We start from the raw sequence: 21,909 nt of genomic DNA, 5'->3' as shown, positions 1-21,909 counted from the left end.
AAACGTTTTTTTATGAAAATTTTAATTGTAGAAGATGAAGAGATGATCCGTGAGGGGGTCAGTGACTATTTGACAGATTGCGGTTATGAAATCATTGAGGCGGCAGACGGGGAGGAAGCCTTAGAAAAATTTTCCAGCTATGAAGTAGCCTTGGTTTTACTAGATATCCAGATGCCCAAGCTCAATGGCCTAGAAGTCCTAGCTGAGATTCGTAAAACCAGCCAGGTCCCTGTCTTGATGTTGACAGCTTTTCAAGATGAGGAATACAAGATGAGTGCTTTTGCTTCTCTGGCAGATGGCTATCTGGAAAAACCTTTTTCTCTGTCTCTCTTAAAAGTGAGGGTGGACGCGATTTTCAAGCGCTATTATGATACGGGACGAGTCTTCTCCTATAAAGATACCAAGGTGGACTTTGAGAGCTACAGTGCCAGTCTAGCAGGAGAGGAAGTAGCCATCAATGCCAAAGAGTTGGAAATTCTGGACTATCTGGTAAAAAATGAAGGCCGGGCCTTGACCCGATCTCAGATAATCGATGCCGTCTGGAAAGCGACAGATGAGGTTCCCTTTGACCGTGTCATTGATGTTTATATCAAGGAATTGCGGAAAAAGCTAGACTTGGATTGCATCCTCACTGTGCGCAATGTTGGTTATAAATTGGAGCGAAAATGAAACGAACAGGTTTATTTACAAAGATATTTATCTACACCTTCTCGATTTTTAGTGTTCTGGTCATCTGTCTTCATTTAGCCATTTATTTTCTTTTTCCTTCGACTTATCTGAGTCATCGTCAGGAAACCATTGGCCAGAAAGCGACAGCCATTGCCCAGTCCCTAGAAGGTAAGGATAGGCAGAGTATTGAGCAAGTGTTAGACCTATATTCCCAGACTAGTGATATCAAGGGGGCTGTCAAGGACGAGATGACCGAGGACAAGTTAGAAGTCAAGGACAGTTTTCCTCTGGATACAGACCGCCAGACAACCTCTCTCTTTATCGAGGAGCGCGAGGTGAAAACGCAAGATGGTAGTACCATGACTCTGCAATTTTTAGCTTCCGTGGATTTGCAAAAGGAAGCGGAGCAAATCAGTCTCCAATTTCTCCCCTACACCTTGCTGGCATCCTTTCTGATTTCCCTTTTGGTTGCCTACATCTATGCTCGGACCATTGTTGCTCCGATTTTGGAAATCAAGCGAGTAACTCGTCGGATGATGGAGCTGGATGCCCAAGTGCGTTTGCGCGTGGATTCTAAGGATGAGATTGGTGATCTCAAAGAACAAATCAATAGCCTCTACCAGCATCTTTTGACTGTCATTGCGGACTTGCATGACAAGAATGAAGCTATTCTCCAGCTAGAAAAGATGAAGGTTGAGTTCCTACGTGGTGCTTCCCATGAATTGAAAACTCCTCTGGCTAGTTTGAAAATCCTGATCGAAAACATGAAAGAAAATGTCGGACGTTATAAGGATAGAGACCACTATCTGGGAGTAGCCTTAGGAATTGTGGATGAGCTCAATCACCACGTTCTCCAGATACTTTCTCTCTCGTCTGTGCAGGAATTGCGAGATGATAGGGAAGAAATTGATTTGCTCCAGATGACGCAAAGTCTAGTCAAGGATTATGCCTTGCTAGCCAAGGAAAGAGAGCTTCAGATTGATAATAGCTTGTCCCATCAGCAGGCTTATCTAAATCCATCAGTTATGAAGTTGATACTATCTAATCTCATTAGCAATGCCATCAAGCACTCCACTCTAGGCGGCTTGGTCCGCATCGGGGAGAGAGAAGGGGAACTTTTTATAGAAAATAGCTGCAGTCCAGAAGAACGAGAAAAACTAGCCCAGTCTTTTTCTGATAATGCTAGTCGCAAGGCCAAAGGGTCTGGGATGGGTCTCTTTGTGGTCAAGAGTCTATTAGAACATGAAAAATTATCCTATCGTTTCGAGGTGCAGGAGAATCGTTTAACCTTCTTTATAGCTTTTCCAAAAGTCGCCCAAGACTAGGGATAGAAAGGGTTTACATAGATGAAGCTAGAAGAAATTCAATCGAAACTGCGGGAAAAACTAGATTTTTTTGTCAAAAAGTGATAAAATGAACAATGTAAATGGGAAGTCCCATAAAAATATACAGGAGGCCTGATAAAATGGCAATCGTTTCAGCAGAAAAATTTGTCCAAGCAGCTCGTGACAACGGTTATGCAGTTGGTGGATTTAACACAAACAACCTTGAGTGGACTCAAGCTATCTTGCGCGCAGCAGAAGCTAAAAAAGCTCCAGTTTTGATCCAAACTTCAATGGGTGCTGCTAAATACATGGGTGGTTACAAAGTTGCTCGCAACTTGATCGCTAACCTTGTTGAATCAATGGGGATCACTGTACCAGTAGCTATCCACCTTGACCACGGTCACTATGAAGATGCACTTGAGTGTATCGAAGTTGGTTACACTTCAATCATGTTTGACGGTTCACACCTTCCAGTTGAAGAAAACCTTAAATTGGCTAAAGAAGTTGTTGAAAAAGCACACGCTAAAGGTATCTCAGTAGAAGCTGAAGTTGGTACTATCGGTGGTGAAGAAGACGGAATCATCGGTAAAGGTGAATTGGCTCCAATCGAAGACGCTAAAGCAATGGTTGAAACTGGTATCGACTTCTTGGCAGCTGGTATCGGTAACATCCACGGTCCTTACCCAGCTAACTGGGAAGGTCTTGACCTTGACCACTTGCAAAAATTGACAGAAGCTCTTCCTGGATTCCCAATCGTATTGCACGGTGGATCAGGTATTCCTGATGAGCAAATCCAAGCAGCTATCAAACTTGGTGTTGCGAAAGTTAACGTTAACACTGAATGCCAAATCGCATTCGCTAACGCTACTCGTAAATTTGCTCGTGACTACGAAGCAAACGAAGCAGAATACGACAAGAAAAAACTCTTCGACCCACGTAAATTCTTGGCTGACGGTGTAAAAGCTATCCAAGCATCAGTTGAAGAACGTATCGACGTATTCGGTTCAGAAGGTAAAGCTTAATCTAGCTGAACAGTATAGATAAAACCTGCCCATTGGGTGGGTTTTTTGGTGTGGGAAAAATAAAATATATGATATAGACTTTGTATTATGCCTTTGATATAATTAATTTAGCTTAAAGGTAAATATCAAGTTTTTAAAAAATCGGCTTTTAATGTGTTGTAATATATATTTTTAAAACTTGATAAAGTTACTAGCTAGTTTTAGTATATTAGAATTATTGGAGTTTAGGTTAGAGATGAAAGATAATATCGTAAGTTTTTTTCAGTATTTTTTATGGAAAAGAAAAATTAAAGAGGTTCATACTCACAGTGAGGCTAGTGTTAGACGAGCTTTTAGGTCTATTGCACAGAATGGATTTGATTATTATGGTGAGTCAGTACCTTATGGTCGGGCTAAGTGGTTTATTGAGTCAGAAAAAGAATTTTATAACGAATTCTCTAATACTGAATTTGAGTATTTTGGCTATTCTCCGGTTTGAAGTTTAAAGGAAGAAGATTTCAAAGAATATGGTTTACTCTTGACCCAGTATGGAATTTTTGAAAAAATGCAAATCAAGGATCAAGGAAGGTATAATGTACAATTTTTTCCATTTTCCAATTTATGGAAAGTAGAGGTAGATGACAATGATCAGTTAGTATTTTACTATCCATATGGGATTATTAAGCGTTTGAATGTTTCGAATAGTTTGAACCATGTTGTTAGAGAATTGAATGAATTGATTACTTCTGGTTATACAAATGATGTACAAGTTGAAAATTTAAACACACAGTTATTAAAAATTGGTAAAAAAAATATTAACTCAGCTACCTTTAGAAGAGGAACTGAAATAGGAGTTGTTTCTTGGATTTTATTAAGTGTAGGTGATAGATTGCATAAAGCTCAAATAAATGCAATGATTAGTGCTCCTTCAGGGCATGGACATGCAGCTGAGTATGCAAATAATCTAATGGATAAGATTAAATATCCATTCCACCATGTAAGACAAACAGGTCAAGATAATGCAAAAAATGGTGCGGATAGAATGGTTGGAAATCAAAAAATTCAAACTAAGTACTATAACAATGCTAGAGGTACTGTAAATGCAGCTTTTGAATCTAAAACTGATGGAGGAATGTATAAGTATAATGGAATGCAATTGGAAGTTCCTAAAGACCAGTATGATAGAGCAGTGGAATTGTTTGAAGAAAAAATTAGACAGGGTAAAGTTGAGGGAGTTAATAATCCAGCTGAGGCAAAAAATATCATCAGAAAAGGTCATATTACCTATAATGAAGCAAAATTGATAGCTAAAGGAGGTAATTTGACCTCTATTAAATTTGATGCAATTGATGGAGCTATTAATTCATTACCAGGTGTAGGTATAAGCTTTGTTATTGTCTTTTCTCAGGCTAAATGGTCTGGTGCAGAAACCAAAGATGCGGCTCTAATGGCTGGTAAAGCAGGATTACGAACCCTAGCTATGGGAACTAGTATCTATGTTGCGTCACAGCAATTTGCAAAAATATTTACAAAACAAATTAATGATTATTTTGGAAAAAAAATTACAGCTGAAGTTGTTGCAAGACGAGCTGCACCAGTGATATCGTTCGCTATTATTATGGGTCCAGATATTTTTGAAACTCTTGTTGGAAGAATTTCTTCCCAGCAGTTATTAAAAAATGCAGCAGTTGCTGGGGGCGGTATGATGGCAGGAGCTGGTGCAGGTGCAGTTGGTGGTGCAATTGCTGGACCAATAGGAGCATTTGCAGGTGCGATTATAGGAGGAATTGCAGGAGGAATAGGAGCAAAAGCAATTGCGGATCAATTCATAGAAGATGATCGTGTGGAAATGTTTGCTCAATTAAAAGAAGAGTTTATTGATATTGTGATGGTTATTTCGCTATCTCAAAAAGAGTTTAATAAAATTCAAGAAGATGTCTTTAATGAACAATTAGAAAGTTTACTGAAGGACATGTTCCAGCGGAAAGAAAATAGTCGAACTTATGCAAAAGAGTTTGTTGAGGAAAAAGTTAAATCTGTCATAAAAGATAGAAAACGAGTTGAATTGAAGGAAATTATTGAGGCAGTTCAAGTAATAAATGATGTTCAAGACTCATCGGAATCAGGATGGACACAAAATGATGGTGCTTGGTACTATCTAAATAATAGCGCTTCTTTAGCAAGAGGTTGGAATCAAGATAATGAACATTGGTACTATCTAAGTGAAGATGGAGCTCTGGTAACAGGTTGGTTTCAATATAATGATGTCTGGTATTACTTGAAAGATAATGGCGCTATGGCGACAGGTTGGATTCAAGATTCAGGGAAATGGTATTATTTAAATGAAGACGGATCAATGGTAACAGGTTGGTACCAAGTTGGCGAAACATGGTATTATTTATATTCTTCAGGAGAACTCGCAGTTAATACTACCATAGACGGGTATAGAGTTAATGAAAATGGAGAATGTATTGATTAAATTGAAAATTTGAGATGAAATCATTTTTAATACCAGCCTGCCCATTGGGCAGGTTTTTTGGTGTTTTAAGGAGAATATCAAACCAGAATTTTTGAATAAAAGTATTATTTTAAGAGAGGAATCTCTAATTTCATAAACTTCAGGCAAACGCTTGCATTCTGGTTTTTATTGGACTATAATAGGTTGGTATAAAGCCTTTTGTAATAAAATGTAGAAGGTGTAGAAAGTAAGGTTTTAGAATACTTGTAGTCAAAAACACAATGTTGCTATTCCTTACATAGGGAGATAGATATGGCAATGATAGAAGTGGAACATCTTCAGAAAAATTTTGTGAAGACTGTTAAGGAACCGGGCTTGAAGGGGGCTTTGCGTTCCTTTATTCATCCTGAGAAGCAGACCTTTGAAGCGGTTAAAGATTTAACTTTTGAAGTTCCAAAAGGCCAAATTTTAGGCTTCATTGGGGCAAATGGTGCTGGAAAGTCAACCACCATTAAAATGCTGACTGGGATTTTGAAGCCGACATCTGGTTTTTGTCGGATTAACGGCAAGATTCCTCAGGATAATCGCCAAGATTATGTCAAGGATATTGGGGTTGTTTTCGGACAAAGAACACAGCTATGGTGGGATTTGGCCCTGCAAGAGACCTACACGGTTTTAAAAGAAATTTACGATGTGCCAGATTCGCTCTTCCATAAGCGTATGGATTTTTTGAATGAAGTCTTGGATTTGAAGGACTTTATCAAGGATCCCGTGCGAACTCTTTCACTGGGACAACGGATGCGGGCGGATATTGCAGCTTCCTTGCTCCACAATCCCAAGGTTCTCTTTTTAGATGAGCCGACCATTGGTTTGGACGTTTCGGTCAAGGATAATATTCGTCGGGCTATCACCCAAATCAATCAAGAGGAAGAAACAACCATTCTCTTGACCACTCATGACCTGAGCGATATTGAGCAACTCTGTGATCGGATCTTTATGATTGATAAGGGGCAGGAGATTTTTGATGGAACGGTGAGCCAACTCAAGGAGACCTTTGGTAAGATGAAGACGCTCTCCTTTGAACTGCTACCAGGTCAAAGTCATCTCGCTTCTCACTATGAAGGCTTGCCTGATATGACCGTTGATAGACAAGGAAATAGTCTCAATATTGAATTTGATAGTTCCCGCTACCAGTCGGCGGACATTATCAAGCAAACCCTGTCTGATTTTGACATCCGCGATTTGAAGATGGTGGATACGGATATTGAGGATATTATCCGTCGCTTCTATCGAAAGGAGCTCTAAGATGGCCAAATTGTGGAGACGTTATAAACCCTTTATCAATGCAGGGATTCAGGAGTTGATTAGCTATCGAGTCAACTTTATTCTCTATCGGATTGGTGATGTTATGGGAGCTTTTGTCGCCTTTTATCTCTGGAAGGCGGTCTTTGATTCCTCGCAAGAGTCCTTGATTCAGGGCTTCAGCATGGCAGATATCACCCTCTACATCATCATGAGTTTTGTGACTAATCTTTTGACCAGGTCTGATAGCTCCTTTATGATCGGGGAGGAGGTCAAGGATGGCTCTATTATCATGCGCTTGTTGAGACCGGTGCATTTTGCGGCCTCTTACCTTTTCACCGAACTGGGGTCCAAGTGGTTGATTTTTATCAGCGTTGGCCTTCCATTTTTAAGTGTCATTGTTTTGATGAAAATCTTATCTGGGCAAGGGATTGTAGAAGTGCTGGGATTAACTGTCCTTTATCTTTTTAGCTTAACGCTGGCCTATCTGATTAACTTTTTCTTTAATATCTGTTTTGGTTTTTCAGCCTTTGTGTTTAAAAACCTATGGGGTTCCAATCTACTCAAGACTTCCATAGTGGCCTTTATGTCTGGAAGTTTGATTCCCTTGGCTTTCTTTCCAAAGGTTGTTTCAGAAATTTTATCCTTCTTGCCTTTTTCATCCTTGATTTATACTCCAGTCATGATTATCGTTGGGAAATACGATGTCAATCAGATTCTTCAGGCGCTCGCTTTGCAGTTTGTCTGGCTCTTAGTGATGGTGGGCTTGTCTCAGTTGATTTGGAAACGAGTCCAGTCTTTTATCACCATTCAGGGAGGTTAGTATGAAAAAATATCAGCGTATGCATCTGATTTTTATCAGACAATACATCAAACAAATCATGGAATACAAGGTCGATTTTGTTGTTGGTGTCTTGGGAGTTTTTCTGACCCAAGGCTTGAATCTCTTGTTTCTCAATGTCATCTTTCAACACATTCCATCCCTAGAAGGCTGGACTTTTCAAGAAATTGCCTTTATCTATGGTTTTTCCTTGATTCCCAAGGGCTTGGACCATCTCTTTTTTGATAATCTCTGGGCATTGGGGCAACGCTTGGTGCGAAAAGGAGAATTTGATAAGTATCTGACTCGTCCTATCAATCCTCTCTTTCACATCTTGGTTGAGACCTTTCAGATTGATGCCTTGGGTGAGCTCTTGGTCGGTGGTATCCTACTGGGAACAACAGTGACTAGTATTGCCTGGAGCTTTCCAAAATTTTTACTTTTCCTAGTCTGCATACCATTTGCGACCTTGATTTATACTTCCTTGAAGATCGCGACAGCCAGTATTGCTTTTTGGACTAAGCAGTCAGGTGCCATGATTTACATTTTCTATATGTTTAATGATTTTGCTAAGTACCCGATTTCTATTTACAATTCTCTCCTTCGTTGGTTGATTAGCTTTATCGTGCCTTTTGCCTTTACGGCCTATTATCCTGCTAGTTATTTCTTGCAGGACAAGGATGTCTTTTTTAACATCGGAGGTTTGATGTTGATTTCCCTTGTTTTCTTTGTCATTTCCCTTAAACTTTGGGATAGGGGCTTAGATGCCTACGAAAGTGCGGGTTCTTAAGTTAAATACTATCAAAGCCTTATCTCAGGACAGGCTTTTTCTAATAGAGATGAAAATTTCTTGACTTCCATACTCAGAGTTCTATACTATAATCGCAATCGCCGATTTAGCTCAGTTGGTAGAGCAAGGCACTCGTGAAGCCTAGGTCACAGGTGAATAAATGATTGAATATCTGAAAAATTTATATATAGAAAATAACCGTTAAGCCTAGTTCTTATCGGTTATTTATGTTGTTACACAACATTGTTATTGCATCAATTATGTCTGTTTTTGTAACTCTGGTAGTGCTTCAACTTGATTGCTACTATTTTTGATGGTGTGAATTTGCTTATAATGTATCTCAGTTAAGTACGAAATTTTTATATCTTTTTTAACACATATTAAAAATAAAATTAATACCCCTTAATTTTTCTTGACTTAAATTTTTTTAATTGATATACTATTTTTCAGAGAGCTAACAATTATATATAAATGTACTACTCTATTTCCTAGATAATACTTAGTAAAACTTTTTATAACAAAGGCTAGCAAAGTTAAAGTTTTCTATCTATTGGAAGTTAAATAAATATGTAAGGAATTAAAATGAAAAAAAGTACAGTATTGTCATTAACCACAGCTGCAGTTATTTTAGCAGCATATGTCCCTAATGAGGTAGTCTTAGCAGATACATCTAGTTCTGAAGATGCTTTAAGTATCTCTGATAAAGAAAAAGTAGTAGATAAACAAAAAGAAAACAAAGAAAAACATGAAGATATTCATAATGCTATAGAAACTTCAAAGGATACTGAAGAGAAGAAAACAACAGTTATTGAGGAAAAAGAAGTTGTTAGTAAAGAATCTGTGATAGACAATAAAACTAACAATGAAAAAGCAACAATCAAAAAAGAAGATTCCAATCAATACAAAGGAGATAATGCAAACTCGTCTGCAAGTAAAGACACAGAAAATCCCAAAAAAGAAGATAGACTTGTCTATATTGCTGAATTTAAAGATAAAGAATCTGGAGAAAAAGCAATCAAGGAACTATCAAATCTTAAGAATACAAAAGTTTTATATACTTATGATAGAATTTTTAACGGTAGCGCTATTGAAACAACCAAAGATACTCTGGACAAAATTAAACTAATAGAAGGTATTTCATCGGTTGAACGATCACAAAAAGTCCAACCTATGATGAATCATGCTAGAAAAGAAATTGGAGTTGAAGAGGCAATCGATTACCTAAAATCTATCAATGCACCATTTGGTAAAAATTTTGATGGTAGAGGTATGGTCATTTCAAACATCGATACTGGGACTGATTATAGACATAAAGCTATGAGAATCGATGATGATGCCAAAAGCTCAATGAAATTTAAAAAAGAAGACTTAAAAGGTACTGATAAAAATTTCTGGTTGAGCGATAAAATTCCTCATGCTTTCAATTATTATAATGGTGGTAAAATTACTGTAGAAAAAGCTGATGATGGAAGCGATTATTTTGATCCACATGGGATGCATATTGCTGGGATTCTTGCGGGAAATGATACTGAAAAAGATATCAAAAACTTTAACGGAATAGATGGAATTGCTCCTAATGCACAGATTTTTTCTTATAAAATGTACTCTGACGCAGGGTCTGGCTTCGCAGGAGATGAAACAATGTTTCATGCTATTGAAGATTCAATCAAACACAATGTTGATGTTGTTTCGGTATCATCTGGCTTTACAGGAACGGGCCTTGTAGGTGAGAAATATTGGCAAGCTATTAGAGCGTTAAGAAAAGCAGGCATTCCAATGGTCGTAGCTACAGGTAACTATGCAACTTCTGCTTCAAGTTCTTCATGGGATTTAGTGGCAAATAATAATCTGAAAATGACCGACACTGGAAATGTAACACGAACTGCAGCACATGAAGATGCGATAGCAGTTGCTTCTGCTAAAAATCAAACAGTTGAGTTTGACAAAGTTAAGATTGGAGGAGAAAGTTTTAAATACAGAAATATAGGGGCCTTTTTCGATAAGAATAAAATCATAACAAACGAAGATGGTTCAAAAGCTCCTAGTAAATTGAAATTTGTATATATAGGCAAAGGTCAAGACCAAGATTTGATAGGTTTGGATCTTAAGGGCAAAATTGCAGTAATGGATAGAATTTATACAAAGGATTTAAAAAATGCTTTTAAACGAGCAACGGATAAGGGCGCACGCGCCATTATGGTTGTAAATACTGTAAATTACTACAATAGAGATAATTGGACAGAGCTCCCAGCTATGGGATATGAGGAGGATGAAGGAACTACTAGTCAAGTTTTCTCAATTTCAGGAGATGATGGTGTAAAGCTATGGAATATGATTAACCCTGATAAAAAAACTAAAGTCAAAAGAAATAATAAAGAAGATTTTAAAGATAAATTGGAGCAATACTATCCAATTGATATGGCAAGCTATAATTCTAATAAACCGAATGTAGGTGACGAAAAAGAGATTGACTTTAAGTTTGCACCTGACACCGACAAAGAACTGTATAAAGAAGATATTATAGTCCCAGCAGGGTCTACATCTTGGGGGCCAAGAACAGATTTACTTTTAAAACCTGATGTTTCAGCACCTGGTAAAAACATTAAATCCACTCTTAATGTCATTAATGGGAAATCAACTTATGGCTATATGTCAGGAACTAGTATGGCAACTCCAGTTGTAGCAGCTTCTACTGTTTTGATTAGACCAAAGTTAAAGGAAATGCTTGAAAGACCTGTATTGAAAAATCTTAAGGGAGATGACAAAATAGATCTTACAAGTCTTACAAAAATAGCCCTACAAAATACTGCACGTCCTATGATGGATGCAACGTCTTGGAAAGAAAAAAGTCAATACTTTGCATCACCTAGACAACAGGGGGCAGGGCTAATTAATGTGGCCAATGCATTGAGAAATGAAGTTGTAGCGACTTTTAAAAACACGGATTCTAAAGGGTTGGTAAACTCTTATGGCTCTATTTCTCTTAAAGAAATAAAAGGAGATAAAAAATATTTTACAATTAAGCTTCACAATACATCAAACAGACCTTTGACCTTTAAAGTTTCAGCATCAACCGTAACTACAGATGCTCTAACTGACAGACTCAAACTGGATGAAACATATAAAGATGAAAAATCTCCAGATGGGAAGCAAATTGTTCCAGAAATTCACCCAGAAAAAGTCAAAGGAGCAAATATTACATTTGAGCATGACACTTTCACTATAGGACCAAATTCTAGCTTTGATTTAAATGCGGTTATAAACGTTGGAGAGGCTAAAAATAAAAATAAATTTGTAGAATCATTTATTCATTTTGAGTCAGTGGAAGAAATGGAAGCTCTGAACTCCAACGGGAAGAAAATAAACTTCCAACCTTCTTTATCGATGCCTCTAATGGGATTTGCTGGGAATTGGAACCACGAACCAATCCTTGATAAATGGGCTTGGGAAGAAGGTTCAAAATCAAAAACAATGGAAGGTTATGATGATGATGGTAAACCGAAAATTCCAGGAACCTTAAATAAGGGGATTGGTGGAGAACATGGTATAGATAAATTTAATCCAGCAGGAGTTATACAAAATAGAAAAGATAAAAATACAACATCCCTAGATCAAAATCCAGAATTATTTGCTTTCAATAACGAAGGGATCAACGCACCATCATCAAGTGGTTCTAAGATTGCTAAAATTTATCCTTTAGATTCAAATGGAAATCCTCAAGATGCTCAACTTGAGAGAGGATTAACACCTTCTCCACTTGTATTAAGAAGTGCAGAAGAAGGATTGATTTCAATAGTGAATACAAATAAAGAGGGAGAAAATCAAATCGACTTAAAAGTCATTTCGAGAGAACACTTTATTAAAGGAATTTTAAACTCTAAAAGAAATGATGCAAAGGGAATCAAATCTTCTAAACTAAAAGTTTGGGGTGACTTGAAATGGGATGGACTCATTTATAACCCTAGAGGTAGAGAAGAAAATGCACCAGAAAGCAAGGATACCAAAGATCCTGCTACTAAGATAAGAGGTCAATTTGAGCCAATTGCAGAAGGTCAATATTTCTATAAATTTAAATATAGATTAACTAAAGATTACCCATGGCAGGTTTCCTATATTCCTGTAAAAATTGATAACACAGCACCTAAGATTGTTTCTGTTGATTTTTCAAATCCTGAAAAAATTAAGTTGATTACAAAGGATACTTATCATAAGGTAAAAGAGCAATACAAGAATGAAACGCTATTTGCGAGAGATCAGAAAGAACATCCTGAAAAATTTGACGAGATTGCCAACGAAGTTTGGTATGCAGGAGCCGCTCTTGTTAATGAAGATGGAGAGGTTGAAAAAAATCTTGAAGTAACTTATGCAGGTGAGGGTCAAGGAAGAAATAGGAAACTTGACAAAGATGGAAATACCATTTATGAAATTAAAGGTGCAGGAGATTTAAGAGGAAAAATCATTGAAGTCATTGCACTAGATGGCTCTAGCAATTTCACAAAGATTCATAGAATTAAATTTGCTGATCATGCTGATGAAAAGGGGATGATTTCCTATTATCTAGTAGATCCTGATCAAGATTCATCTAAATACCAAAAGCTTGGCGAGATTGCCGAATCTAAATTTAAACATTTAGAAAATAGAAAAGAGAATAGTCTTAAAAAAGATGCAACTGAAGTAGAACATCATCAAGACAATGAAGAGGCTACCGAAGAAAAATCTAGCTTTACTATCAATAAAGCCATTTCAACAATTAGAGACTTTGAAAGCAAAGACTTAAAGAAACTCATTAAAAAGAAATTTAGAGAAGTTGATGACTTTACAAGTGAAACTGGTAAGAGAACAGAGGAATACGATTATAAATACGATGATAAGGGAAATATCATTGCTTATGACGATGGTAGTGCCTTACAATATGAAACTGAAAAACTTGACGAAATCAAATCAAAAATTTATGGTGTTCTAAGCCCGTCTAAAGATGGACACTTTGAAATTCTTGGAAAGATAAGTAATGTTTCTAAAAATGCCAAGGTATATTATGGAAATAACTATAAATCGATAGAAATCAAAACGACCAAGTATGATTCGCATTCAAAAACGATGACATTTGATTTATACGCTAATATTAATGATATTGTGGATGGATTAGCTTTTGCAGGAGATATGAGATTCTTTGTTAAAGATGATGATCAGATAAAAGCTGAAACTAAAATTAGAATGCCTGAAAAAAATAAGGAAACTAAAACAGAATATCCCTATGCATCAAGTTATGGGAATGTAATAGAATTAGGAGAAGGAGATCTTTCAAAAAATAAACCAACCAATTTAACGGAAATGGAAACAGGGAAGATCTATTCTGATTCAGAAAAACAACAATATCTATTAAAGGATAACATCATTCTAAGAAAAGGCTATGCACTAAAAGTGACTACCTATAATCCTGGAAAAACGGATATGTTAGAAGGAAATGGAGTCTATAGCCAGGAAGATATAGCAAAAATCCAAAAGGCCAATCCTAATCTAAGAGTTTTATCAGAAAAAATAATTTATGCTGATAGTAGAAATGTTGAAGATGGAAGAAGTACTCAATCCGTATTAATGTCGGCTTTGGACGGCTTTAACATTGTAAGGTATCAAGTGTTTACCTTTAAAATGAATGATAAAGGGGAAGCAATCGATAAAGATGGAAATCTTGTGACAGATTCTTCTCAACTGGTATTATTTGGTAAGGATGGTAAAGAGTACACAGGAGAGGATAAGTCCAATGTAGAAGCTATAAAAGAAGATGGCTCTACGTTATTTATTGATGCAAAACCAGTAAATCTTTCAATGGACAAGAACTACTTTAATCCATCTAAATCTAATAAAATTTATGTACGAAATCCAGAATTCTATTTAAGAGGTAAGATTTCTGATAAGGGTGGTTTTAACTGGGAGTTGAGAGTTAATGAATCGGTTGTAGATAATTATTTAATCTACGGAGATTTACACATTGATAACACTAGAGATTTTAACATTAAGCTTAATGTTAAAGACGGTGACATCATGGACTGGGGGATGAAAGACTATAAAGCAAACGGATTCCCAGATAAGGTAACAGACATGGATGGAAATGTTTATCTTCAAACTGGCTATAGCGATTTGAATGCGAAAGCAGTTGGAGTACACTATCAATTTTTATATGATAATGTTAAACCAGAAGTAAAGATTGATCCTAAGGGAAATACTAGTATCGAATATGCTAAGGGAAAATCTGTAGTCTTTAATATCAATGATAAAAGAAATAATGGATTCGATGGTGAGATTCAAGAACAACATATTTATGTAAATGGAAAAGAATACAAATCATTTGCTGATATTAAACAAATAGCAGATAAGACACTAAACATTAAGATAGTTGTAAAAGATTTTGCAAGAAATACAACCGTAAAAGAATTCATTTTAAACAAAGATACGGGAGAGGTGAGCGAATTAAAACCTCAGATGGTAACTGTGACCATTCAAAATGGAAAAGAAATGAGTTCAACGATAGTGGCGGAAGAAGATTTCATTTTACCTGTCTATATGGGCGAATCAGAAAAAGGATATCAATTTGATGGTTGGGAAATTGCTGGTTTCGAAGGGAAAAAAGATGCTGGTTATGTTATTAATGTGTCAAAAGATACACTTATAAAACCTGTATTCAAGAAAATAGAGGAGAAAAAGGAGGAGGAAAATAAACCTACTTTTGATGTATCCAAAAAGAAAGATAACAAACAGGTAAGTCATAGTCAATTAAATCAAAGTCATAGAAGAGAGGACTTACAAAGAGCAAATCATTCACAAAAATCTGATTCAACTAAGGATGTTACAACTACAGTTCTTGATAAAAACTTTGAAAATAAGAAGGAAGTCTATCTTAATAAACAAGCGAACATAGCTAATAAACATACTAACATTGATAGTAAGTCGGATACTAACCATTCTGACAGGTTGCCAAAAACCGGAACAGTTAGAGCAGTTCTTACACCATTTATTGCTGGAATATTGTTTATAGTAGGAGCACTTCTTGGATTGAAGAAAAAAGATCAAGATTAAGACAAAATCTATAGAAAAAATGTTTATGTGTTGAGATTAGATACTGTGATGGTTAAACAGTTTGTTGACAATTACTATTTAATACTTAATTCTTAAGTTTACATTGATAATTATACACTTTTAGAATGTATTAATGGACTTCATTTAGATAACAAAAAATCTTCTTATTACAGATAGGAAGATTTTTTGGATTTTACCAATTTCATAAAATACAGTATCGAACTATATATTAAAAACTGTGCTTTTACAATTGTAGTAAAAACTCAAGATTTATTTGATGAAGTACAGGCTATATGAAATATGATAAGTAAATATGCCTATTAGATTTTTTATAAACATAATATAAGTGAATAATATGAAAGGATAGCTCCTTTTCATTATCATAGTTAGACTATAAAAATATATAAAATTCTTAAAAATTATGGTATAATTTATGTTAATAAATTCGATATAGAGTTTAATGGATGATTCTATTGCTGCCAATATTTAAGGGTTAGTTGATTGGTTTTCTTTTGAAAATCCATCCATTCATGGATACTGACAAATCTTACGAATTTGTTTAAGATATAGGTGAAATATAGTGAAAAATGGGAGGAATACTATGACTAAGAAACATTTTGAAGAGAAAAATGGTCCGAAATCAACTGTATCGAAGGTAGTGAAAGGAACTTCTCCATCTAAGATTAGGGGCAAGTTTTTTAAAATAAAAGTCTATATTGGCATTGCCATTAGTCTCTTGGTCGTTGCAATCCTAGCAAGCCTCTTCTTATTCTCACCTAACGCAAAGAAAGAGTCAAATGAAGCCATTTCTTCAGTTGCTAAAAAAGAGAACACAAGTAAAGAAGCGATAGATACTTCGAAAGCGTCTGAGAATGAGAAGAAGAAAGAAGAGGAGATTCAAAAACTCAAGGAACAGCTAACCAGTTTAGATAGCAAGGTCTCTGAGTCAGAGAAGGTAGTTAGCAAGCTAAAAGAAGAAACTGCAGTTCCGAAACTGGATATTGAAGCATTAAGAAATAATGATTTATCTAGTTTGAAAGGCACATGGCGTACACCGTCGGGCAATGAATATGTCATTAATGAGTCTGGTGAAATTTATATAACTAGCTTTAGAGATGGTCAAAAATTTGAATATACTGTTGAATTGGACAATAGTTACTCTCATCTGAAAAATCGAAGTTCAGATTCCAACTTTAAAGAAGTTGAAAGTCTAAGTGCACACACTAAAGGTTCTGTCGCAGGAGGATTTGTGGTAGTTGCCGTACCAAGTGGAGTTGTCATGCAACCTGGTGATGATGGAAAACTGACAGATAAAAGCAATCATGACGAGGAGCGACTGTTTGCAGGACAGCAATATGAAGCGATGTTGTCGAGACCAGAAGATGTTTATTATCGTGTAAAACCAGATACTAGTAAACTTGAGGAAGAGGAGAGGCATTTAGCTCAACTACAGGCTGATAGTGAAGCAGTCAAAACTTCTCTAGAATCTAAGGAAAAGAAAAATAATAACTAGAAAAAACTAGTTTAGAATCTAACTTTCGATTGTTTTAGTTTAGAAATACTGTTGCAATCGCTAGAATGAAGAAGCTCATTAGGGCTTCTTTTCTTTTATCTTAACACTTCAACCACTTAGACTGATATAGAGACCAGATAGGCAAAAGAACTTGTTCTTGAAACTGACCTCTGCTATAATGATTTTTATAAGGGACGTGAAGGATCGATAACAGATAACTCAAGTTCCTAAAAAAGAAATTGGAGATAAAAATGAAAAAATTATTAGGTATTGGATTCTTGCTAGTTTCAGCTTTGGTTTTGTATTTTGGTTCTGTTGGATGGCCAAGTTTGGATGTCAACCTATGGTCACTGATTCCGGTAGGTCTGTTCCTCTTTTTCACTCTAGAGAATTTTTTGAAAAAAGACTACAAGGCTAGTCTGATGTGTTTAATTATTGCTTTTATCATTGCAAATGCAATTTTAGACCTTTTGCCAATTTCAAGTGGCTTGGTAATTGGAGCGGGCGTACTAGCTTGCATTGGTATTGGATACCTCTTTCCTGATAAAGATACAAAAGAAGACAAATAGAAAAGGCCTCGAGATTTCTCGAGACCCTTTTTTACTTACCAGCGTAATATTTTTGAATTCCTTTCACGATACCTGCTACAAGCTTATCTTGATAGTGGCTATCTCGAATCTGTTGATTTTCAGCGAAATTATCTATATAACCAAGCTCTAGGAGGACGGCTGGTTTAGCAGTTTCTCGAAGAACGGCAAAGCTTCTTTCCAATAAACCAGCATCTTTAGCACCAGTTTCAGCTAACAATGAAGAGTGGATAGCTGCTGCGAGGCGCTTGCTCTCACTCATACGGTCAGGATGGTTATGCCAGTATGGGTTGATTTTACTTGGATAATCAGGATCATCACTATAGGAATAGGTTTGAATTCCACTAGCTCTAGAGTACGCGCTGCCAGTCGCATTGAAGTGAATACTAATAAAGATATCAGAGTTAGTCTTGTTAACCATACGAGAACGCTCTGTAACAAAATCTACATCAATATCACTATCACGTGAAGTAAGAACTTTGTAGTCAAGTTCTTCTAACTTTTTGCGTAATTTACGATACACCTGCATGTTGAGGTCTTTTTCAGCGACATTGTAATAGTATGCACCTGAGTCTCTTCCACCATGTCCTGGATCTAAAAAGATGGTTCTACTGTATTGGCCTTTTACAAAACCAACTTCTTTTGAGACCTCAGAAATCCATTGACCATTTTTGTGGAATAGATGGTCTTTACCGTCAATTTTGTAAGTTCCGGAAACATAATGTCCATTATCATCTAAGTAGTAGCGAGCCTTATAAGTGTCGTCGTAAATCCACTCTTTTTTAGCCATATAACCACCAGCTTTGAGATAGTAAGCTCCAATCCATTCTTTTGATGCATACATTCCACCACGCTTCAAAAAGAACCAGCTGTTATAGTTTTTATCAAATATCCATTCATTATCAGCCATGGCTCCATTGGTTTTTAGATAATAGCTTCCCGACCATTTATCGGCTAACATAGCTCCATCTTGAGCAAAAGAATACCAAGAACCGCTGATTTTTTCCCATTTGTTTTGGACAAATTTTCCAGATGCGTTCGCATAGAACCAGGTATCTTTAATTTTTACCCAGCTATTTTCAGCCATAGCACCACTGTTATTAAATAGGTAGCCCTTAAATGTAGTTGAGCTCAACATGATTCCCTTTTTATCAAAGTAGTACCAAGAACCATTGACTTTCTCCCACTTGTCCTGAGAGATTTTTCCAGAGGATGTGGCATAATACCAATTTTGGTCGATTTTTGCCCAGCCGTTTGTGGCCATAGCTCCACTTTTGGTCAGTAAATAGTTATCAAAAGTTGTATTACTAAGCATGATTCCATCTTTGTCAAAGTAATACCAAGCACCACCAATTTTCTCCCATTTATTCTGAGAAATTTTTCCAGAAGAATTAGCGAAGTACCATTTTCCATTGATAAAGTTCCAACCGTTTTCAGCCATCACTCCATCTTTATTGAAAACATAACCATCAAAGGTTGTATTGCTTAGTCGATGGCCATCTTTATTGAAGTAGTACCACTTTCCTTGGATTTTTTTCCAGTTAGTAACAGGTTTGTTGTGTTCGTAAAAGCGCCAGTTATTATTTTCTTCCTGCCAACCTTCTTTGACTTTTTCAACTTTTTCTTCTTTTTTTACTTCAGACTTCTTCTCTTCTGTAGCAGGATTTTTTTTTTCTATTTTTTCTTCTTTATCATCAATTTTAGAAGAATTGTCTGTTTTTTCGACCTTCTCTTTCGATTTTTCTTGGTTTTCGATTTTTGAAGTACTTGAATGAGGAATTGTTACATTTTCTCGTACTGACTCTGCTTTATTTTCTTGAGCTTGGGCAGTTGTTTGAGTGTATCCTAAAATAGATAAGGCAACTGCACTAGCAAGTAAAACCTTTTTCATATTAAACTCCTTTTGTTTTTTTGCTTATTATAATAAAATCTTGCTGATTTCTCAACTATCAAACTGAACTTCTTCTAGTAGATAGTCTATAAAGCGTTCGCCCATCTTAGATAGGCTGGTTTTTTCATGCTGGATATAGACCAGCTCAATTGGGTCATCAATATCCAGTGGGATAGAAACGATATTGTCTCCGTTGAGGTTGCTGTTCAAAATCCCTGTCGCAATGGTATAACCATCCAAACCAATCAAGAGATTAAAGAGGGTAGCACGGTCGCTGACTACGATAGATTTTTTGTGGTATTCCTGCGAGAGAATCTCTTCTGAAAAGTAGAAGGAGTTATGAGTTCCTTGGTCATAGCTGAGGTAAGGGAAGTTTTCTAAATCTTCCAGTTTCACCTTGTCTTTCTTGGCCAGAGGATTGGTCTTGCTGACAAAGATATGCGGTTGGGCGGTAAAGAGATGATGAGCCAGGAGGTGGTTGTCATCCAGCATTTTGGTTAAAACATCACGGTTATAGCTGTTAAAAAATAGGACACCGACCTCACTACGGAAGTTCTTGACGTCGTCGATAATCTCCCAAGTCCGAGTTTCACGAAGGAAGAGCTCGTATTTTTCCATATCGCTTTTCTTGAGTAGAGAAACAAAGGCATTGACTACAAAGGCATAGTGCTGGGAGGAAACGCTAAAGAGTTCGCGGTGGGCGACAGGATTTTTATAGCGTTCCTCCAGAAGCTGGGTCTGCTCGACAACCTGACGGGCATAAGAGAGGAACTCCATCCCATCACGGGTCAAGGTAATGCCCTTGGGATTGCGGATAAAGATTTCAATGCCCATTTCATTTTCCAAATCTCTTACAGCATTGGAAAGACTTGGCTGAGTGATAAAGAGTTGCTTGGCTGCCTCATTCATGGAGCCAGTTTCGACGATTTTGATAATATAATGTAATTGTTGAATTCTCATGTTTTTATTGTACCACACTTGCGTCAGAATCGCCAAAGAAGATAGGAAAATCAGGGGTATTGTGTGATTCTCTTCTTGAAAAAAACACAAAATTTTGCTAGAATGAGTCTTATGAAAACATTCTATGATGTGCAGCAATTCCTTAAACGATTTGGTATTATCGTTTACATGGGAAAACGCTTATATGATATTGAACTGATGAAGTTGGAGCTCTCTCGAATTTACGATGCAGGGTTGATGGACAAATTAGACTATCTAGAAGCAGAAGCGGTTCTTCGCAGAGAGCACAAGGTAGAATTGGATTATATTGAGAAAATGGAGAAATGAACTAATGGTTACTTGGATTTTGTTGGCACTTATACTAGCAATGTTGGCGTGGATGGGCTTTAACTATCTCCGTATTCGTCGTGCGGCTAAAATCGTAGACAATGAGGAGTTTGAAGCCTTGATTCGTACAGGTCAATTGATTGATTTGCGAGACCCAGCTGAATTCCACAGAAAACATATCCTTGGTGCTCGCAATATTCCTTCAAGTCAGTTGAAGACTAGTCTTGCAGCCCTTCGTAAGGATAAACCAGTGTTGCTTTACGAAAATCAACGTGGACAACGAGTGACCAATGCAGCACTTTACTTGAAAAAACAAGGTTTCTCTGAGATTTATATCCTTTCTTATGGATTGGATTCTTGGAATGGAAAAGTGAAGACTAATTAACATAAGCTAAATTCTCAAACTAAGTTCCGCTTTGGGTAGACAAGTGGACGTTTCTTTGAGAAGCTGCTATAATTAATATGATAAAAAAACTTATAGTATTATATAGACAAAACCTATTTCTTTTGCTATAATTTAGTGGTAATAATTTTAGGAGTTTCATAATATGAAAGAAAAGAAGAAATCTTCCCTTGTTTTAGGTATCCTATCTATCGTTCTTGGTTTGCTATCTCCAATCGTAGGTCTCGTTTTGGGGATCATTGGTCTAGTCTTGGCTAATTCACATCAAAAAGAATCTGAATTAGACTATAAAACAGAACGAATTCTTAATATCGTAGGGATTGTAGTTTCTGTAATTAACTGGGTTGCAGGACTCCTCTTAATGATGCACTAATCAGGATTCTAACAAAAAAAGCTTTATTTTTAAAAGCTTTTTTGTTTTATCCACTCTTCTCGGTTCAAGAACCGGATAACATAGTGTTAACATTTTTCACCCAATTGATAAAGCCGATTTTTATGGTATTATTCATTTGTGTTTAGTTTAAGGAGTTTTTAGAAAATGCAAGAAAAGAAAAAAAATCCACTTTTGGTGGGTATTCTGTCTATTGTTATGAGTTTATTATTTGCTTTGGGAGGTATTCTTTTAGGTATCGCTGGTATTTTGTATGCTAACGAACTTCAAAAAGAATCTGGACTTGATTATAAAACAGAAAGAATTGTAGCTGTAGTAGGTATTGTTCTTTCTGCTCTTAACTGGATTGTTGGAATTATCTTACACATGAGTTAAAGAAGATTAAAAAAGCTTTAAAA

Annotated in this window: 17 protein-coding genes; 15 read left to right on the top strand and 2 right to left on the bottom strand. The window is 36.4% G+C overall.

The features are described from left to right. Nucleotides 1–12: 12 nt before the first annotated feature. From vncR to O3616_RS08640, 11 genes are all read left to right on the top strand, one after another. Nucleotides 13–669 (top strand): response regulator transcription factor VncR, encoded by a 657-nt coding sequence (gene vncR, locus O3616_RS08690; RefSeq protein ID WP_371638647.1) that lies wholly within the window; start codon nucleotides 13–15, stop codon nucleotides 667–669. Further along, nucleotides 666–1,994, top strand: coding sequence for a sensor histidine kinase VncS (vncS, locus tag O3616_RS08685; RefSeq protein ID WP_371638646.1), 1,329 nt, complete (start codon nucleotides 666–668; stop codon nucleotides 1,992–1,994). Before vncR ends, vncS begins: the two co-directional genes overlap by 4 nt. 140 nt (nucleotides 1,995–2,134) lie before the next feature. Then, nucleotides 2,135–3,016, top strand: a complete 882-nt coding sequence (locus tag O3616_RS08680; RefSeq protein ID WP_001019001.1) for a class II fructose-bisphosphate aldolase — start codon at nucleotides 2,135–2,137, stop codon at nucleotides 3,014–3,016. A 235-nt stretch (nucleotides 3,017–3,251) separates the two neighbouring features. Beyond that, nucleotides 3,252–3,494 (top strand): hypothetical protein, encoded by a 243-nt coding sequence (locus O3616_RS08675; protein ID WP_371638645.1) that lies wholly within the window; start codon nucleotides 3,252–3,254, stop codon nucleotides 3,492–3,494. Nucleotides 3,495–3,560: 66 nt separating this feature from the next. Beyond that, nucleotides 3,561–5,474 (top strand): N-acetylmuramoyl-L-alanine amidase family protein, encoded by a 1,914-nt coding sequence (locus tag O3616_RS08670; RefSeq protein WP_371638644.1) that lies wholly within the window; start codon nucleotides 3,561–3,563, stop codon nucleotides 5,472–5,474. A 291-nt stretch (nucleotides 5,475–5,765) separates the two neighbouring features. Beyond that, entirely contained in the window at nucleotides 5,766–6,758 is a 993-nt protein-coding gene (locus tag O3616_RS08665) for an ATP-binding cassette domain-containing protein (protein ID WP_371638643.1), read from the top strand. Between the two features lies 1 nt (nucleotide 6,759). Beyond that, nucleotides 6,760–7,578, top strand: a complete 819-nt coding sequence (locus tag O3616_RS08660; RefSeq protein WP_371638642.1) for an ABC transporter permease — start codon at nucleotides 6,760–6,762, stop codon at nucleotides 7,576–7,578. A gap of 1 nt (nucleotide 7,579) precedes the next feature. Further along, nucleotides 7,580–8,365: an ABC transporter permease gene (locus O3616_RS08655; protein WP_049551691.1), complete on the top strand. Its 786-nt coding sequence runs from the start codon at nucleotides 7,580–7,582 to the stop codon at nucleotides 8,363–8,365. A 582-nt stretch (nucleotides 8,366–8,947) separates the two neighbouring features. Further along, nucleotides 8,948–15,439: a S8 family serine peptidase gene (locus tag O3616_RS08650; RefSeq protein WP_371638641.1), complete on the top strand. Its 6,492-nt coding sequence runs from the start codon at nucleotides 8,948–8,950 to the stop codon at nucleotides 15,437–15,439. Nucleotides 15,440–16,040: 601 nt separating this feature from the next. Beyond that, a complete protein-coding gene (locus tag O3616_RS08645) occupies nucleotides 16,041–16,952 on the top strand; it encodes a DUF6287 domain-containing protein (protein ID WP_371638640.1) in 912 nt (303 codons plus the stop codon). A gap of 251 nt (nucleotides 16,953–17,203) precedes the next feature. Next, entirely contained in the window at nucleotides 17,204–17,521 is a 318-nt protein-coding gene (locus O3616_RS08640) for a hypothetical protein (protein ID WP_004269832.1), read from the top strand. Nucleotides 17,522–17,552: 31 nt separating this feature from the next. On the opposite strand, the gene O3616_RS08635 is transcribed toward O3616_RS08640, so the two are convergent. Together O3616_RS08635 and O3616_RS08630 are read right to left on the bottom strand one after the other, a co-directional pair. After that, entirely contained in the window at nucleotides 17,553–19,430 is a 1,878-nt protein-coding gene (locus O3616_RS08635) for an N-acetylmuramoyl-L-alanine amidase (RefSeq protein WP_371638639.1), read from the bottom strand. A gap of 51 nt (nucleotides 19,431–19,481) precedes the next feature. Beyond that, on the bottom strand, nucleotides 19,482–20,390 hold the full coding sequence (locus O3616_RS08630) for a LysR family transcriptional regulator (protein WP_042750500.1): 909 nt from the start codon (nucleotides 20,388–20,390) through the stop codon (nucleotides 19,482–19,484). Between the two features lie 63 nt (nucleotides 20,391–20,453). On the opposite strand from O3616_RS08630, the gene O3616_RS08625 reads away from it, so the two are divergent. The 4 genes from O3616_RS08625 (at nucleotide 20,454) to O3616_RS08610 (ending at nucleotide 21,886) form a co-directional block, all read left to right on the top strand. Next, complete coding sequence (locus O3616_RS08625; RefSeq protein WP_371638638.1) at nucleotides 20,454–20,717, top strand: YqgQ family protein; 264 nt, start codon at nucleotides 20,454–20,456, stop codon at nucleotides 20,715–20,717. Nucleotides 20,718–20,721: 4 nt separating this feature from the next. Beyond that, on the top strand, nucleotides 20,722–21,102 hold the full coding sequence (locus tag O3616_RS08620) for a rhodanese-like domain-containing protein (RefSeq protein WP_371638637.1): 381 nt from the start codon (nucleotides 20,722–20,724) through the stop codon (nucleotides 21,100–21,102). Between the two features lie 163 nt (nucleotides 21,103–21,265). Next, nucleotides 21,266–21,493: a hypothetical protein gene (locus O3616_RS08615; protein WP_049492311.1), complete on the top strand. Its 228-nt coding sequence runs from the start codon at nucleotides 21,266–21,268 to the stop codon at nucleotides 21,491–21,493. Between the two features lie 165 nt (nucleotides 21,494–21,658). Further along, complete coding sequence (locus tag O3616_RS08610) at nucleotides 21,659–21,886, top strand: hypothetical protein (RefSeq protein ID WP_049551685.1); 228 nt, start codon at nucleotides 21,659–21,661, stop codon at nucleotides 21,884–21,886. Nucleotides 21,887–21,909: the final 23 nt, after the last annotated feature.

The organism is Streptococcus sp. 27098_8_86, from assembly GCF_041432595.1.
GTDB classification, from domain to species: domain Bacteria; phylum Bacillota; class Bacilli; order Lactobacillales; family Streptococcaceae; genus Streptococcus; species Streptococcus pneumoniae_F.
This window is presented reverse-complemented; position numbering and strand designations above follow the sequence as displayed.